We start from the raw sequence: 15,360 nt of genomic DNA on the forward strand, positions 1-15,360 counted from the left end.
TGGGTTTTTTATAAAAATATGAGTGATTGCGGTTAACTATCATGAATAACAGCTTGATAGTAAGTTCCAAAAAATAAATTTAATAAAATTATTAGAGGATAGTATAAGCATGAATATAGTCGTTTAATAAAAAATATGACTATATTCATGCTGTTCTCATGTATTATGCTATGAAAGTTAATCTTTAAAAGTAGGTTTGCGTTTTTCCATAAAAGCATTAACGCCTTCGATCATGTTTTCTGTCTTAAATAATTGAGCCCATTGTTCTGATTCTATTTCTAAACCTTTTTCTAAGGTTGTTGCCATACCTTCATTAACAGCTGTAATAGTTGCTTTGATAGATTCTGAGCTTTTATTGAGAGCAATTGATTCAGCCAGTTTTTTCGTTTCATTCATTAATTCTGTAAGTGGCACTGATTTATTAACGAGACCTATTTTTTCTGCCTCTTCTCCACTTAAAAACTGTCCAGTTAATATAAGTTCTAATGCTTTTGCTTTATTTGTTATACGCGGAAGTCTTTGAGTCCCGCCGAACCCAGGTATCAAACCTAAATTTAACTCTGGTTGACCCAATTTAGCTTCATTGGCTGCAATCCGTAAATGACAGCTCATGGCAAGCTCTAACCCTCCACCTAAACAAGCGCCATTAATTGATGCAATAACGAGTTTTTTAGAAGACTCAATTCTATTCATAACGGCTTGTGCATCTTGGGATAACTTCTTTCCTTTTTCTTCATCATGAAAGGCGTCAGTAAACTCTTTTATATCTGCCCCAGCAACGAACATTTTCCCTTTACCGGTTATAACAATTACCTTGATACTTTGATCTGCTTCCACATAGTTGAAACACTCAGATAATCCGCTGATTGTTGTAGTACTTAATGTATTAGCAGGCGGGCTATCAATAGTTATGTAGCCAATTCCGTTTTCTGTACTTAAATTTATGTTAGAAAATTCTTTAGTTTCCATTGCTCTTTCTACTCCGTTCAGATTATTTTTAATAGCGTGTCTATTGACAAGTATCAATTATGAATATAACTCAAATTATCCTATCTTAATAAAATTAAAGCTTTAGCTAAATTAGATATTCTAATTAAAATATTTGTTTACAGTATGAGTGTAATGTCTTTAGTTCTCAGCGTCAATAAAAATCTGACCGGATAGAATAATTTTTTCATTTGTCATGATATATGAGTTGCAGAAATAATGGTTTTCATCACGTGGTAGCTGATTTAGCTAAGATGTATGGTGTAAGATATGATGACATTGATAACTCAACGAAATAGCTGAAATACCTATGGAAGTTACTGATATTTTTATACTTTTAAAAAAGGAATAGATGCTTTCCCTCGGGTCATAGTCGGTTTTCATCCAATCTTTCATTATTAATTAATGTGTTTTAATGCTATGATTTTAGGGGAGATTGAATGGTTTCGATAGCGTCATAACCGTTCAAAGAGGACCTTTTTAGCATTTTACTTAACTATCTTGCTTTCAGTGAGAAATAGTAAGCAGCTATTAAGCAATATTTTGGAGTGGAACAACTGGTAGGTGGATTTAGTGACTAAGAGAGCAGAAGAAAGAAGAAAACAGGTGTTACGTGCAACACTTAGAGCAATCAATGATAAAGGGTTTAGCGAAGTTACGCTTCAAGATATTGCAGATTACACTGACTTTAGTAAAGGTGTTATCAGCTATTATTTCAAAAACAAGGAAGATGTCTTCTATCATTTACTTGAATGGATGACCGATCGCATTTTCCAAAATGAGTATGTCGCTATCCAAAAAGAAACGACGGCTATCGATATGATGCGCGCGTATGTTGATACTGTGTTTAAGAGTCCTAAAGATAACAAAATATTTTATAGTGTTTATCTCGAATTTTTGGCTCAAACGAAAAAAAATGAGAGCTTTCGTGAAGTGAACAATAACTTCTATAAGAATTGTTGGTTCTTAGGTAGTGAAATTATTGAAAAAGGAAAATCAGAAGGGATTTTTAAAAATGTAGATACGGTAGCTGGAAGCCATATGATTCGTGCTTTGATTGATGGTTGTCTTTTACAGTGGTTGATGCGCGATGACGAAACGCTGCACGCTTATTACCGTGAAACTTGTTATGAGACGATTATTACTTATCTAAACCATAAAGCTCCCTAGAAAATATAATTTCTCCTTTTTAACAATTTTTTCTACTCAATGTAAATTTCAATCGTAAAGAATTCACTAAGATTTTGTGAATTAATCACTATTCTATAAGTTTATCCAAATGGTTCGATAGGGGTCAGTTGTTATGCGACCTAGACGTAAAAGATAACAGTTATTACCTGTTATCTTTTACATATAAAACTACCTATTATTATATTTTGGTCGTTAGATACTTATTTCCCTTTTAAAAAAGCGCTTAATCCTTCTTCACGAATGATTCGTCCTGCCTCTGCAAACTCTTGTTCTTGACTTAAGAAAAACATAGAAATCGCCGTTTCAATATTATAGTCAAGTGACTGTTTCAAGTTCATCATCTCGTACGTTTTATTGATTGTCATCTTTGTTATTTTAAGTGCTGAAGCAGGCACACTGACCATTTTTTCAGCCATCTTTATCGCTTCTTCCATTAATTGCTCTTGTGGCACCACTTTATTAAAAATACCTAGACGATAAGCTTCTTCTGCATCAACAGAATCACCCGTATAAAGCAGTTCTTTCGCTTTTCTCAAACCTACAATCCACGGCATCATCAAGGTGGCTGGAGCAGCACCAAAGCGGATCTCTGGTTCCCCAATACTTGCTTTATCAGATGCGATAGCAAGATCGGCAGAAAACACCCAATCTGCTGCTACGCCATAAGCGTAACCATCCACTGCTGCAATTACGGGTTTTTTTAGATCCCATAATTTTAATCCTACCCGTAAAAAGGTTTCTAATTGTGCACGGTATACTTCTGATGGCTCATCGCCAATGGGGGAAGGCAGATCCATAGACTCTTTTAAATCTGCACCTGCAGAGAAATTCCCCCCAGATCCTGTAAGTATCACTACTCTTACATTCGAGTCCTTTTCAGCTTGATCCAATGCTTCCCATATATCTGCGGTCATTTGTTCTGTTACTGCATTTAATTTTTTGGGACGATTGAGAGAAATCGTAGCAATATTATTAGTAACTTCATATAGAACTGTCTGATATTCTTGCATATTTTCCATCCTTTCAAATCTTGAGTGTAGTATTAATTGCTATAGCTCATATACTTCTTCTTTAATCTCAACAGCTGTTTTTTGCTTTTCTTTGTGCAAACTCATACTAGCTAAGTCAATAGGCCCTTCTTGCCATTGAGGATCGAGATGTGCTTCTGTTTTTAACATCTTCATTAATGAGATGACCAGTAATAGGATTACGAATATAAAAGGTATCGCTGTCAATATTGAAGCGGTTTGTAAAGTCTTCAAATCCCCACCTAAGACCATTAAAGTGCCAGGCAAGATAAATAAGGTTAATGCCCAAAATAGTCTATTCCATTTAGCAGGCTCTTCATTAATACCAATATTTGGTGTTGTTGCTGAAGCCATCATGTAAGCTGCTGAGTCAAAGGTAGTGGCTAAGAATATTAAGGCGATGAAACTAAATACAGCGACTACTAAGGTCCCAAAGGGAAGGGTGCCAATGACTTGAATAATGGTTGCAGGGGCACCGACTTCTTCTAGTAATCCAGTAACTGACAATACATTAGTTAATTCCAAATGCATTGCATAATTTCCTAATATTGAAAAATAAGCGGTGCAACCTAACGTACCCCAAGCTACTCCTCCCAAAATCACTTGCCTAATAGTTCTTCCTCTAGAGATTTTAGCAATGAATAAGCCCATGAATGGCGTATAAACAATCCACCATGCCCAGTAGAAGACAGTCCAACTTTCTACAAATCCTGAACCACTTACTGGGTCTGTATATGTATTCCAGCGCACGAAATTACTGAATAACATGCCAATACTATTGGTGCCCATTTTTAAAATAAACTCGCTTGGCCCGACCAATAAAATGTAGCTCAAAAGTATAATAGAGCAGATAATTGCTAAATCGCTTAACAATTTTAGACCGCGTTTTAGGCCCGAGTAGGCACTCCATGTAAATAAAGCGGTACATAGTACGAGTACAAATATGGTCATTGACATTGAAGCTTCTATTCCTGTTAGGCTGCTTAGTCCCGCTGCTACTAGCGGTGTACCAAGTCCCAAGGAAGTACCTGCAGCTCCCAAGATCCCAAACATAAATATAACATCAATCGCTTTTCCTAGGGCTCCGTCTGCATGTTTTCCTATCACAATACGGCAAATCTCACTTAATCTCAAAATAGGTACTTTTAAAATATAATAGGAGTAAGCAATAGGTATAGCGGGTAAGACAAAGAATCCCCAAGCTGAGGGACCCCAGTGAAAAATACCATATGCGGCCGCTATTTCAGCAGCTGCTATCGATTTTGGTTCAATTCCGTAAGGTGGCGCCATATAATAATAAGCCCACTCAATTGTTCCCCAGTAAACCAATCCTGAAGCCACACCCGCACAAAAAACCATAGCACCCCAACTGAAGTTTGAAAACTCAGGCTTTTCATCTTTGGTGCCGAATTTAATTTTTCCATGTTTACTAAAAAATAGATAGATTAAAAAGGCGAATCCTCCGGTCCCAGCCCACAAAAACATCATTCCAAAGTTTGAAGTCACAAATCCATTTGCTTGACTGACAATCTCACTACCTCTTTCTGGATATAGAACCAAAGGAAGACAGATAGCCACAATCAAAACAAATGTGGATACGAATATGAACCAATCAATTTTATTCTCTTTCAATTTAATACTCCTTCCTTAGAGTTAAATATCCTATGTGTCCTTTACCTTTTATCAGTGAAACGAACTAATTAGCAGGCTATAGACGGTGTACAAATAATTAGTTCGCTAGCTCAGCATATTTTTTAACAGATGCATTTTCAACATTGATATTTTTTGCCGATGCAAGTACATCTAGGGCAACAACACCTTTAACGCGTACAGATAAAGGGTTTATCTCAAACTCGACAATTTCCTCATAGTTCTCCATCGCAGTTTTACCCATCTGTACAATAGAGCCAGTAAGTGCTTGTAAATCTAGTGGTGTAGTACCTCTAAAACCTTGTACACTTTTCCAAAGCATAGGTATACTTCTAACCATTTGCTCAGCTTTCTTATGGGAGATAGGTGGCACTGCTAAAACAACTTCATTGAACAATTCGGTATAAATACCTCCTAAGCCAAATATAACTACTGGACCATAGTTTACGTCTGTTCTGTAAGCAAGAATGGTTTCAAAACCATCTGTGACCATCTCTTGAATCAGATAAAACGGAGAGTTAAGGTGCTCCATTTTTGCCCAAGCTTTCTTTAATTTCGCGTCATTTTTAATATTTAATGCAACGCCTCCCACATCGGTTTTATGAGCCAATCCTTGTGCTTTTAGAACGATTGGATACCCAATCTCATTTGCATATTCAATCCCTTCTTGAAGAGACATCACTACTTTCTCTCTTGGAGATAAGAATCCATTTTTTTCTAATAATTCTCGCCCTTCATCATCATGAAGAAGATGTAGCTCTTGAAGAGCTGCAGACTCTTCTACCGGATATATTGGTGTATGATTCGTTTTTTCTAAAAACTCTTTGTACTGAAACATTGCTCGACAAGCAACCAGTGCGTTGCGACTACCTTGTATGACAGGAATGCCAGCCTCTTCTAAGATAGAGAGCACTCTCGGATCAAACTCTGTTTGAATATGGCTAAAATATAAAAATGGTTTGTCAGAATTTTCTCTTAATGCAGCAAGATCTTTGGCAGGCGTACTGGTGAAATCAAATTCATGGTCACCTTGGCCAATTGGTGCATCTATTGCTACGGTTACAATCCCAATATTAGTATCCTTCACTAAAGTGGATAGACAAACATTTGATACTTCAGAAAAATCTTTACTACTCTTATCCCAAATATCTAAAGGATTAGACATTTCACCTAATTCAGTAAACTCACTCTTTAGTTTTTGATTGGTAGCATCTGAAAAATCAGGAAAATCAACACTATAGTCTTCAGCTAAATCGAGCAATATTCCTGCTTGTCCTCCTGATACCGTTACTGCAGATACTGTGTTTTGAGTGGGTAGGTATGGATATGATAATAATTGCGCTACTGCTACTGCTTGATCAATATCTTCCACAAAAAGCACACCATGTTCTTCGAGAACAAGTTTCTCAATCACATAGTCTCCAGCTAATGCTCCTGAGTGTGCATTAGCAGCCGCTGCTGATTTTACGGTTCTGCCAACTTTAATCGCAACAACAGGCTTTTTGTTGACGCCACATAAGTCCAATGCTTCTAAAAAACCTTTGTAATTGCGTATCGCTTCTATATATAAAATAATGACAGAGGTGTCAGTATCTTCCGCTAGTAAACTCAAATAATCATGCATTTGAACATCTGCTTCATTACCTGTTGAGTAAATCTTGCTGATTCCAAGTTTAGAGGCAATGAAGGCGTCGTTGACTGAACCGCTTTGAGAGATAATAGAAACAGGTCCTTTTTTTATAGGACGTAGTGGTCTATGTAAAGTACCAATGTATGGGGTGAACTGATTATGCATGTTAAAATAACCCATACAATTGGGTCCAACTATTCGCATGCCTGAACTTGAAGCATGTTCAAGAATAGCTTTCTGTATTTTTTGCCCCTCTAAGCCGCTTTCCCCATAGCCACCTCCAGGAATTACCAGAGCTTTAGCATTTATTTGGCTAGCGTTACTAGCGACTTGAATCATTAGTTTCGGATTGACAAGTCCGATCACCACATCAATCGACTCTCCAATATCTAAAAGAGTTGGGTAGCATTTTGTCCCATCAATATCTTCATATCTTGGATTTACCAGATAAACGCTTCCTTTGAATCCCATCTGGCTTAAGTTTTCTAAAAGTACACGTGTTGCAAAGCGATGATTAGCGCCAACTATAGCTACAGTGTGAGCTTCATTAGTTAATATCTGCAGATTGTCCTTTTTCATGCATATACCTCTCTCAATAATTACTTAAAAACAGCTTATTTTTTACTCAAATTATCAGTATCAGAATAGCCTATATTTTCATCGTATACTTAATTATCTGACCAGTCAATATAAAAAAATATTAGCAAGTATTTGTATTCCTACATTATCATTAAACTATCTATAACGTCATAAAATAATAACTATATCAATAGTTTACGTGGTAGGTCTTTTAAATAGTGATCACATCTAAAACTGTTAGCCAAAACTATAAGCAATATCTTAAATAATTACTTGCTCTATATAATAAAGAAGATATTGCTTACATAGGATTAACAATTAATCTTATTTAAATTTGATTGTTAGGTGGGCATAGAAAACTGCTTTTCTTCTCGTAGCACTGCACTAGGCCAACGTTGAGTAATCGTTTTACGTCGAGTAAAAAATCTTACGCCATCTGGTCCATACATAGCTAAGTCACCGAATAATGAACGTTTCCAACCTCCAAAGCTTTGAGATGCTACGGGTACTGGTAACGGAATATTTACGCCAACCATGCCTACTTGGATATTATCAATAAAATGACGAGCAGCTTCACCATCTCGGGTATAAATGCAGGTGCCATTACCATATTCATGATCATTTATAAGCTGTACGGCCTCGCTCATGGTTTGCACACGCATAACTTGTAAGACAGGACCAAAGATTTCTGCTTCATAACTGTGCATCTCTTTAGTGACGCGATCAATCAAAGTAGGACCAACGAAAAACCCTTTTTCATGGCCTTCTGGTGCAGCATTAGAGCCATCAATGACTAAGTCTGCACCTTGATCAGCCGCACTCTTAATATAATCTAAAATCTTAGATTTATGAGCTTGAGTAATGACAGGGCCAAAGTCGTTACTCTTATCTGAGTGAACGCCAAGTTTTAGCTCTCGTATTGCAGGCTGCAATGCAGCAATCATTTTGTCAGCAGTATCATCACCGACTGCAACTGCAACAGATAAAGCCATACAGCGTTCACCCGATGAGCCAAAAGCTGCGCCTAATAATGAAGTGACTACATTGTCTAAGTCAGCATCTGGCATTACAATCGCATGATTTTTTGCACCACCTAAAGCTTGGCAACGCTTACCTTGTGCTGCGGCTGTCGTATAGATATATTCAGCAATAGGGGTGGAGCCTACGAAGCTAACAGCTTTGACATCTGGATGATGTAAAATTGCGTCGACTGCCTCTTTACCACCGTTCACCACATTGATGACACCATCAGGTAATCCTGCTTCTTGCAAAAGCTTTGCAATAAAAAGTGTGGCACTGGGGTCACGTTCAGAGGGTTTTAAGATGAAAGTATTACCACAAACGATGGCCATAGGAAACATCCATAGTGGCACCATTACAGGAAAGTTAAATGGGGTGATACCAGCGACTACTCCTAATGGATGAAACTCACTCCAAGAATCTATATCGGTACCAACATTGCGACTATGTTCACCTTTTAGCAGCTCTGGTGCTCCGCAAGCATATTCGACATTTTCAATGCCACGTTGTAACTCGCCAGCTGCATCATGGATAATTTTTCCATGCTCCTCGCCGACCAGTCTGCATATTTCATCAGCATTTTGCTCTAACAACTCTTTGAATTTGAACATGACTCGAGCGCGTTTTAATGGTGGCGTTTTGCTCCACGCTGGAAAAGCAGCTTTAGCAGCAGCCACTGCCTCACCGATAGTTTTGGTGCCACCTAAAGCTACCTGCTTGCTAACCTCACCAGTAGAGGGATTGTAAATAGGTTGAGTTTGGTTCTCATCATTAACCATATTGCCATTAATAAAATGTCCGATAGTTTGCATGATATTGTTTCCTTTAAACGTTTGAATTATAAGTAGGTTAAAATTAAATGACGAATGTCTCAGTTGGGTGAACCGTCAGCTGCGTTATTGTCATTCCATAGCAAGGTATAAAGCTGAATCATTTCTTCTAGGCTGGGTATTCGAGGATTGTTATTAGGCGAACCTGATGCGAATGCTTGTTCACACATAGTGTTTATTAGCTCATCAAAATCAGCTTTTTGAACACCAAATTGTGCCAATGTAGGGACTTGAAGCTCATTATTTAGGCTTTTTAGGTAGTCAACCAAACTGATATTGGCTTGATCATCCGTTTCACTATAATCAACAATGCCTAATGCACGAGCGCAGTCTGCATAACGATCGGGCGCGCTCGATATGCCAAACTCTGTAATAGTTGGTAGCAACATCGCATTTGATAAACCATGAGGTACATGAAAAAAAGCACCAATCGGTCGGCTCATACCATGCACCAAGGCTACTGAGGAGTTGCAAAATGCAATACCTGCTAAGGTAGAACCTAGCATCATTGCCTCACGTGCCGTCTCATCTTTGCCATTATGATAAGCTTTTTGTATGTTTGGCCCGATTAAACGTAGGGCTGCTAATGCTTGCTGATCGCTATAGGCATTACGTTTAGGACTGATATACGCTTCAATAGCATGAGTCATGGCATCGATACCTGTGTCCGCTGTCGTACGAGGCGGTACGCTGATAGTCAGACTGTAATCAATAATTGCCGCTACGGGCATAAACCCCATACCAACACATAACAGCTTTTCGTTATTAGCTTCATCGGTAATGATTGTAAAGCGTGTGACCTCTGACCCTGTGCCTGCCGTAGTAGGTATGGCAACAATAGGTAAGCCTGCTTCATTCACTTGACGAGGAAACTTATAATCGCGAATCACCCCACCAAATTTTCCTAGAATCGAAATTGCTTTTGCACTATCGATAGGGCTACCGCCGCCTAAGGCAATCAGTCCATCATAGTCTTTCGCTTTTACCTGAGAAACACCTGCCTCGATAGAGCTTTCAGTAGGTTCTGGCACGGTATCTGAGAATACATCAGCAGTAATATTCACATCTTTTAAAATTGCTTGCACATTATCTACATAGCCTAGTTTGACCATCATATCGTCAGTAATGATAAGTGGCTTTTTTATACCTAAGCTATCTAATATTGCTGGTAGATTTTGACAAGCATCACGGCCAATTTCCATTGTTCTTGGTAGAAGAATACTGTGTGACATATTTACTCATCCTTGTATTAATAACTATAAATAGAAGCTAAATAGGTAATAAATTTATAGTACGCACTACTTACGCTATATTAACTATGTCTGATTGGTATTTTACATAACGATAAAAATCTTATCGATATGTAAATGTATCAGAATGTTTTTATAATAACAAGACGCAATGACATAAATATTATCGTTATAATGAATAAATTTATTCGCAGCTACATAGCTAGAGATATAAGGTAAGAGATGAGTAATACGAAAAAAAAGGGTTCAAGCGTTGAGCGCGTTTTACAGATAGTAGAAGTTTTAGCAAGCTCACAAAGACCGATGAGTGTTAGCGATCTAGCAGAAACGCTAGAGGTGCCTATACCAAGTATGTACCGATTATTAGATCAATTGCAGGGCCTTGGGTTTGTTCAATTAGATTTACCAGGGAAAGTAATGTGTGGGAAACGGACGTATAAGCTGGCCATGGACTTATGGCAGAATAGTCATTTTAAGACAGAAAGGTTGGCAATATTGCAGCAGCTTTCGGCGCAAATAGGGGAGACCGTAGGTATTGCAATCTTGCAAGATCTAGACGTGGTTTATGTGGATCGAGTATTGTCCGACTGGCCACTTCAAATATATTTACCAGTGGGAACTCATGTACCGGCTTGGGCAAGTGCCAGTGGCAAATTACTCCTTACACAGTTATCGGACGAAAAATGTGAACGTATTATTGAGAAAATGTCTATACACGCACTCACTACCAATACTCAAACGAATAAAAAGCAGCTTATGCAAACGATTGCAAAAACACGTGATACTCAAGTTGGAATAGATAATGAAGAATTCATTCCAGGTATGGTAGCGTGCGCTGTAATGGTTCCAAACAATGAACAGCAAGCATTTGCTACCGTGTTTACTCATGGTCCGACAGTTAGAAAAACTTTAGAAGAATTATTAAGCTACGTGCCTCTTATGCGGGAAGCTGCTGATGAGCTATCAGTTATTTTCAATCAAGACTATAGATAAAGTTATTGACGATAAAATAGGGTGATAGGTTAAGAAGAATTATAAGTTACTCTTTATTAACTAAGATGAAATACGTTTCATTTGCTCTTTATGTAGAGTAGTGATGGCTAAAAAGTATAATATGATGTGAAATAAAAAGAAAAGAGCAGGCAGCTTTAAAGGCTGACTGCTCTTTGGGATAGTTGCTGTTTTTCTACAACTTTTCTCGTTTAGTCTCTTTAGCTCCAGAAGCACATACCTCAGGAATCTGGTCAGATGGTACATCACCAAAGTCTTTAACCATCCATTTCACCCATCCAATAATCATTATCATCATAATAAAGACAATAGGAACGCCCGTTATAATCGCACTTGTTTTTATCGTATCTAAATTCGCTCCGATGAAAATCATTGTGAGTGGTACTAAGGCTAACATCACACACCAAAAAAGACGATGTACTGGGTGTGGCTCTTCGTTCTCTTGTAGTTTTGGCGTTGCAGTAGAAGCCATTGTAAATGCTGCACCATCCAAAGTAGTAGCAAGGAATAAAACAGAGATTGCGCAAAACAAAATCATAAATCCACTACTTAACGGTAGCGTTTGCAGTACTGAGATAATGGCAGCATTGTCCTGACCTGCGCCTAGCATTCCTACAACATCAACCAGTCCTGTTAAATGACGCTCAATAGTCAAACTACCAATGATACCGAAGAATAAGAAACAACCTGCACTACCACTAACCAAAGTGTTAATAATTACTGATCGAAGCGTTCGACCTTTTGAAACCTTCGCAATAAAAATTCCGGTGAAGGGTGCATAAGTTATCCAATACAACCAATAAAATATAGTCCATGATTGGGGGAATCCTGACTTACCAATGGGATCTGTAAATAAACTCATTTGTACAAAGTTCTGAATCATTAAACCAAGCGAATTCGTAGTATTGGCAATGATAAAAGTGGTTGGTCCTAGTATTAAAATACCTACACATAAGACTAGCGCTAACTTTGTGGTGAGATTTGCGATATTTGACATACCTTTTTGCAAACCTACATAAGAGCTTAATGAATACACAACAGAGATTATTAGTATTAATATGATATTCATCATAAATGTTGGTTCTATACCCAGTACATTGCTTAACACATTGTTAACTAGTGGCACGGAAACACCTAGGGTAATACTTAAACCACCAAAGCAGATAAATATAAATACGACATCAATAATGCGGCCAAGAACGCCACTTTGTTTAATCCCAGTGATAGAGCTAACAATTGCACTTAAACTGAGACCAGTATTTTTTCTAACGTATAGATGATAGCAAATGGGAAGTCCAACTAATGCATAAAGTGTCCATGCACTAACTCCCCAGTGAAACATATTATAGGGTAATGACATCTCAAAAGCTTTTTGAGAATTTGCTTCGATTCCAAGACCTGGCGTTTGAATGTAATAAGCCCACTCAATAAATGCCCAATAAACAGTCGCTGAGCCAAGCCCACAAGCGATCATCATTGAGACCCATTTGAAATTTGAATACTCAGGTTGCTCATTACCTAAACGAATTCTGCCATACTTGCTGGTTGCAACAAAGGTGAGCAGCAAGACGCCTAAAAAAGTAAATAGCAACACAACTGACCCAAACCATGTCGTCAACTTTCCAAAAATAAGGCTTGCAACAACCTGTGATTGTTCTGGTTGAAGGTATAAAGCGCCAACGACAATAACGACTAATGCAATACTGACCGAGATTAATAACTTATCTACTTTTCTACTCATGATGACACCCAATTCCCTTCAGGTTTTCTAGGTATAACCCAGTTGATTGTTTTAAATTCTATACAGCTCTAAGATTGTTTCATCAATCTCTACACCAAGTCCGATGGTATCTGGAACCTTTACATAACCATCTTCTAACGGAATTACATTCTTAACCAATGACGTGAATAACGGGCTAGAGCTTTGTGAGTACTCAATCATATCGCCATACTTCGTCGCTGCTAAGAATTGCACTGTAGCTGCCAATAGAATCCCTGTACTAAATCCATGTGGAATCATTTTGACGCCACTCATTTCAGCAATATTATTGATAATGCGCATTTCACTGATGCCACCACAACGGGAGATATCAGGCTGGATAATGTCTGGTTGAGCTTGTTTTATAAAATCATCGAACTCGTACCGTGTGGTCAATGATTCTCCACCAGCAATCTTAGTTACCCCAAGTTTTGCTAACCTAAGGTAGCTTTTCATATCATCAGCCAACACAGGCTCTTCGATCCAATTTAGGTTTAAAGACTCCATTTTTTTGAACATAGCTGCTGAATGGCTATAATTTCCCCATTTAGAAGCTAGATCAATTTGCAACTCAAAGTCATCGCCTAACTCTTCTCGTACCGCTTTAACCAATTCATAATCAGTAATAGGATTGTCACCTAATATCCCACCGCCAAATTTCAAGCTAGTAAAGCCTTTTTCTTTTAGTTTTCTAGCGATTGCTTTATTGTCGTCAATATTTTCAACAGGTATAAAGGTTCCGTATGCGCGAATTTTTTCGCGATATTTGCCACCTAATAACGTATGAATAGGTACTTGGTAATATTGAGAAGCGATATCCCACAATGCAATATCAATCGCACTCATCGCATGAATACCTGCGCCTCGTCTACCTAAGTAGTTAGAGGCCCAATACATCTTGTCCCAGAGTTTTTGTATTTCTAAAGGGTTTTCACCCAGTAATAATGCCTTTAACCCCGAACAATATAGGTTTGAGCTTGGCGCTTCGATGACTGCCTTTGCTACTAACGGAGATGTGTCACTTTCGCCAAGCCCAATGAGACCCTTATCGGTAATCACTCGAACAATAAATGCATCTTCACCCCACGTGCAAACTTGATCTAGGGGTGGAACTCGAAGCATGATGACTTCTATATCTACTATTTTCATCTGTGAATATCCTTACTCATGTATTTTGCTGAGGCTTTTGATAGCATACCTTGCTAATAACAAAGCCCATCTACTCTAAGGTGAACTCTGTCCACCCTGTCGAGTCTAGAGCCAATCTAAAATGGCTCGACTGTTCAATCAGTGGCCAGTCCATCTCGATACCTAACCCATCGCCTTCTGGCGCATGAACATAGCCCTCTTTATCAGTTCTAATCGTAGTTAGTGCGCCAAATTCCAATGGCTCTACGGGAACTGCTTGCTCAAAATAGGTACTATTATTATAGGCTAGCATCAGATGTAAATTAGCCGCTTGCGACAAGGTATAGCCCCAAGACTGTAGTTCGACTGTCATTGAGTTAGCTTCTGCAATGCCCATTATTTTTCGAGTTTGCGTTATTCCGCCAGCAAGCGTTGCATCTACACGTGCACTAGACCAACAGTTATTCTGAATACCTTGCTCAATTTGATTAAGGTGAAGTAAGGTATTTCCAGCAGCTATGATTGGGATATCAACACGAGATTTTAATTCTCTATAACCGTCTAGATCTGTATCAGGTAACGGCGCTTCAAACCAAAGATAGTCGTACACCTCTAAAATTTTGGCAGCTTTCAGAGCTTCTTCTCTGTTATAACCACTCTCTACATCCAGCATAAACTTAAGACCTGAGTCTTTGAATACATCATGGATCGCTGACACTAAAGCCATATCCTTATCGAATATGCACCATGTATGAAATTTGATGAATTTATAGCCTTCATCTTTTAGCTCTTGAACGTATTCAATATAATCTTGAATACTTGGTAGAAAAGGGGTGCTGGCATATGAGAGAATCTTACTTCTAGCGCCGCCAAGGAATTGATAAAGTGGCATTTTTGCGTACTTAGATACTAAGTCCCATAAAGCGATATCAACCGGTGAGAGTGCCTGTGGTTGCATGAGTACGCAGCGACTTGCCATCAAAGCATGGAGCTCCTCTCTTTGCAGCGCTGACTTCCCGATTAAAAATGGCATTAAATGACGAATAGACTCTGCAAGGCTTTTATCTACACCTCCCTCTGTCCAAGAAATCGCCCCACCAAATCCTTCATGACCATCTTTTGTCCGTATTTTGACAATGGTATTCGTGATGACTAAATCTGAATAATGAGAGGAGGTTTTATACTTCGTATCTGGCCCTGTGACGGCAAACACTTCGATACTGTCAATTTCAAGTTTCATAAATATCCCTATTTTCTTTATCATTAAGCTATAAAATTTCTATCACACCTGATTACC

The 15,360-nt window shown here is 38.3% G+C and carries 11 protein-coding genes; 2 read left to right on the forward strand and 9 right to left on the reverse strand.

Annotated elements, in window-relative coordinates; all coding sequences use genetic code 11:
• Positions 1 to 177 precede the first annotated feature (177 nt).
• Positions 178 to 969, reverse strand: coding sequence for an enoyl-CoA hydratase-related protein (locus ACTQ9S_RS00580; protein WP_440453236.1), 792 nt, complete (start codon positions 967 to 969; stop codon positions 178 to 180).
• Between the two features lie 591 nt (positions 970 to 1,560).
• On the opposite strand from ACTQ9S_RS00580, the gene ACTQ9S_RS00585 reads away from it, so the two are divergent.
• Entirely contained in the window at positions 1,561 to 2,157 is a 597-nt protein-coding gene (locus tag ACTQ9S_RS00585; RefSeq protein ID WP_068035777.1) for a TetR/AcrR family transcriptional regulator, read from the forward strand.
• A 221-nt stretch (positions 2,158 to 2,378) separates the two neighbouring features.
• On the opposite strand, the gene ACTQ9S_RS00590 is transcribed toward ACTQ9S_RS00585, so the two are convergent.
• The 5 genes from ACTQ9S_RS00590 to ACTQ9S_RS00610 all read right to left on the reverse strand — a co-directional run bounded on the left by ACTQ9S_RS00590 (position 2,379) and on the right by ACTQ9S_RS00610 (position 10,147).
• Entirely contained in the window at positions 2,379 to 3,188 is an 810-nt protein-coding gene (locus tag ACTQ9S_RS00590; RefSeq protein WP_440453238.1) for an enoyl-CoA hydratase/isomerase family protein, read from the reverse strand.
• Between the two features lie 39 nt (positions 3,189 to 3,227).
• Positions 3,228 to 4,838, reverse strand: a complete 1,611-nt coding sequence (locus ACTQ9S_RS00595) for a BCCT family transporter (protein ID WP_068327719.1) — start codon at positions 4,836 to 4,838, stop codon at positions 3,228 to 3,230.
• 97 nt (positions 4,839 to 4,935) lie between these two features.
• Positions 4,936 to 7,065: an acetate--CoA ligase family protein gene (locus ACTQ9S_RS00600; protein ID WP_440453240.1), complete on the reverse strand. Its 2,130-nt coding sequence runs from the start codon at positions 7,063 to 7,065 to the stop codon at positions 4,936 to 4,938.
• A 341-nt stretch (positions 7,066 to 7,406) separates the two neighbouring features.
• On the reverse strand, positions 7,407 to 8,897 hold the full coding sequence (locus ACTQ9S_RS00605; RefSeq protein WP_440453242.1) for a CoA-acylating methylmalonate-semialdehyde dehydrogenase: 1,491 nt from the start codon (positions 8,895 to 8,897) through the stop codon (positions 7,407 to 7,409).
• A 59-nt stretch (positions 8,898 to 8,956) separates the two neighbouring features.
• Positions 8,957 to 10,147, reverse strand: a complete 1,191-nt coding sequence (locus tag ACTQ9S_RS00610; RefSeq protein WP_440453244.1) for an iron-containing alcohol dehydrogenase — start codon at positions 10,145 to 10,147, stop codon at positions 8,957 to 8,959.
• A 240-nt stretch (positions 10,148 to 10,387) separates the two neighbouring features.
• Here ACTQ9S_RS00610 and ACTQ9S_RS00615 point away from each other — a divergent pair, with 240 nt between their 5' ends.
• Positions 10,388 to 11,158, forward strand: coding sequence for an IclR family transcriptional regulator (locus ACTQ9S_RS00615; protein WP_440453246.1), 771 nt, complete (start codon positions 10,388 to 10,390; stop codon positions 11,156 to 11,158).
• Positions 11,159 to 11,351: 193 nt separating this feature from the next.
• Here ACTQ9S_RS00615 and ACTQ9S_RS00620 read toward each other — a convergent pair whose 3' ends face one another.
• The 3 genes from ACTQ9S_RS00620 to ACTQ9S_RS00630 all read right to left on the reverse strand — a co-directional run bounded on the left by ACTQ9S_RS00620 (position 11,352) and on the right by ACTQ9S_RS00630 (position 15,303).
• On the reverse strand, positions 11,352 to 12,917 hold the full coding sequence (locus tag ACTQ9S_RS00620) for a BCCT family transporter (protein WP_440453247.1): 1,566 nt from the start codon (positions 12,915 to 12,917) through the stop codon (positions 11,352 to 11,354).
• 51 nt (positions 12,918 to 12,968) lie between these two features.
• Entirely contained in the window at positions 12,969 to 14,084 is a 1,116-nt protein-coding gene (locus ACTQ9S_RS00625) for a mandelate racemase/muconate lactonizing enzyme family protein (RefSeq protein WP_440453249.1), read from the reverse strand.
• Positions 14,085 to 14,154: 70 nt separating this feature from the next.
• A complete protein-coding gene (locus ACTQ9S_RS00630) occupies positions 14,155 to 15,303 on the reverse strand; it encodes a mandelate racemase/muconate lactonizing enzyme family protein (RefSeq protein WP_440453251.1) in 1,149 nt (382 codons plus the stop codon).
• Between the last annotated feature and the right edge of the window lie 57 nt (positions 15,304 to 15,360).

It is taken from the genome of Psychrobacter sp. ASPA161_9 (assembly GCF_051970275.1).
In the GTDB taxonomy this organism is placed as follows: domain Bacteria; phylum Pseudomonadota; class Gammaproteobacteria; order Pseudomonadales; family Moraxellaceae; genus Psychrobacter.

What these genes read in the sequence shown, in the direction of transcription:
- ACTQ9S_RS00610 (WP_440453244.1), bottom strand. Translation starts at nt 10,147, where the DNA reads ATGTCACACAGTATTCTTCTACCAAGAACAATGGAAATTGGCCGTGAT.
- ACTQ9S_RS00580 (WP_440453236.1), bottom strand. Translation starts at nt 969, where the DNA reads ATGGAAACTAAAGAATTTTCTAACATAAATTTAAGTACAGAAAACGGA.
- ACTQ9S_RS00620 (WP_440453247.1), bottom strand. Translation starts at nt 12,917, where the DNA reads ATGAGTAGAAAAGTAGATAAGTTATTAATCTCGGTCAGTATTGCATTA.
- ACTQ9S_RS00590 (WP_440453238.1), bottom strand. Translation starts at nt 3,188, where the DNA reads ATGCAAGAATATCAGACAGTTCTATATGAAGTTACTAATAATATTGCT.
- ACTQ9S_RS00615 (WP_440453246.1), top strand. Translation starts at nt 10,388, where the DNA reads ATGAGTAATACGAAAAAAAAGGGTTCAAGCGTTGAGCGCGTTTTACAG.
- ACTQ9S_RS00600 (WP_440453240.1), bottom strand. Translation starts at nt 7,065, where the DNA reads ATGAAAAAGGACAATCTGCAGATATTAACTAATGAAGCTCACACTGTA.
- ACTQ9S_RS00630 (WP_440453251.1), bottom strand. Translation starts at nt 15,303, where the DNA reads ATGAAACTTGAAATTGACAGTATCGAAGTGTTTGCCGTCACAGGGCCA.
- ACTQ9S_RS00625 (WP_440453249.1), bottom strand. Translation starts at nt 14,084, where the DNA reads ATGAAAATAGTAGATATAGAAGTCATCATGCTTCGAGTTCCACCCCTA.
- ACTQ9S_RS00605 (WP_440453242.1), bottom strand. Translation starts at nt 8,897, where the DNA reads ATGCAAACTATCGGACATTTTATTAATGGCAATATGGTTAATGATGAG.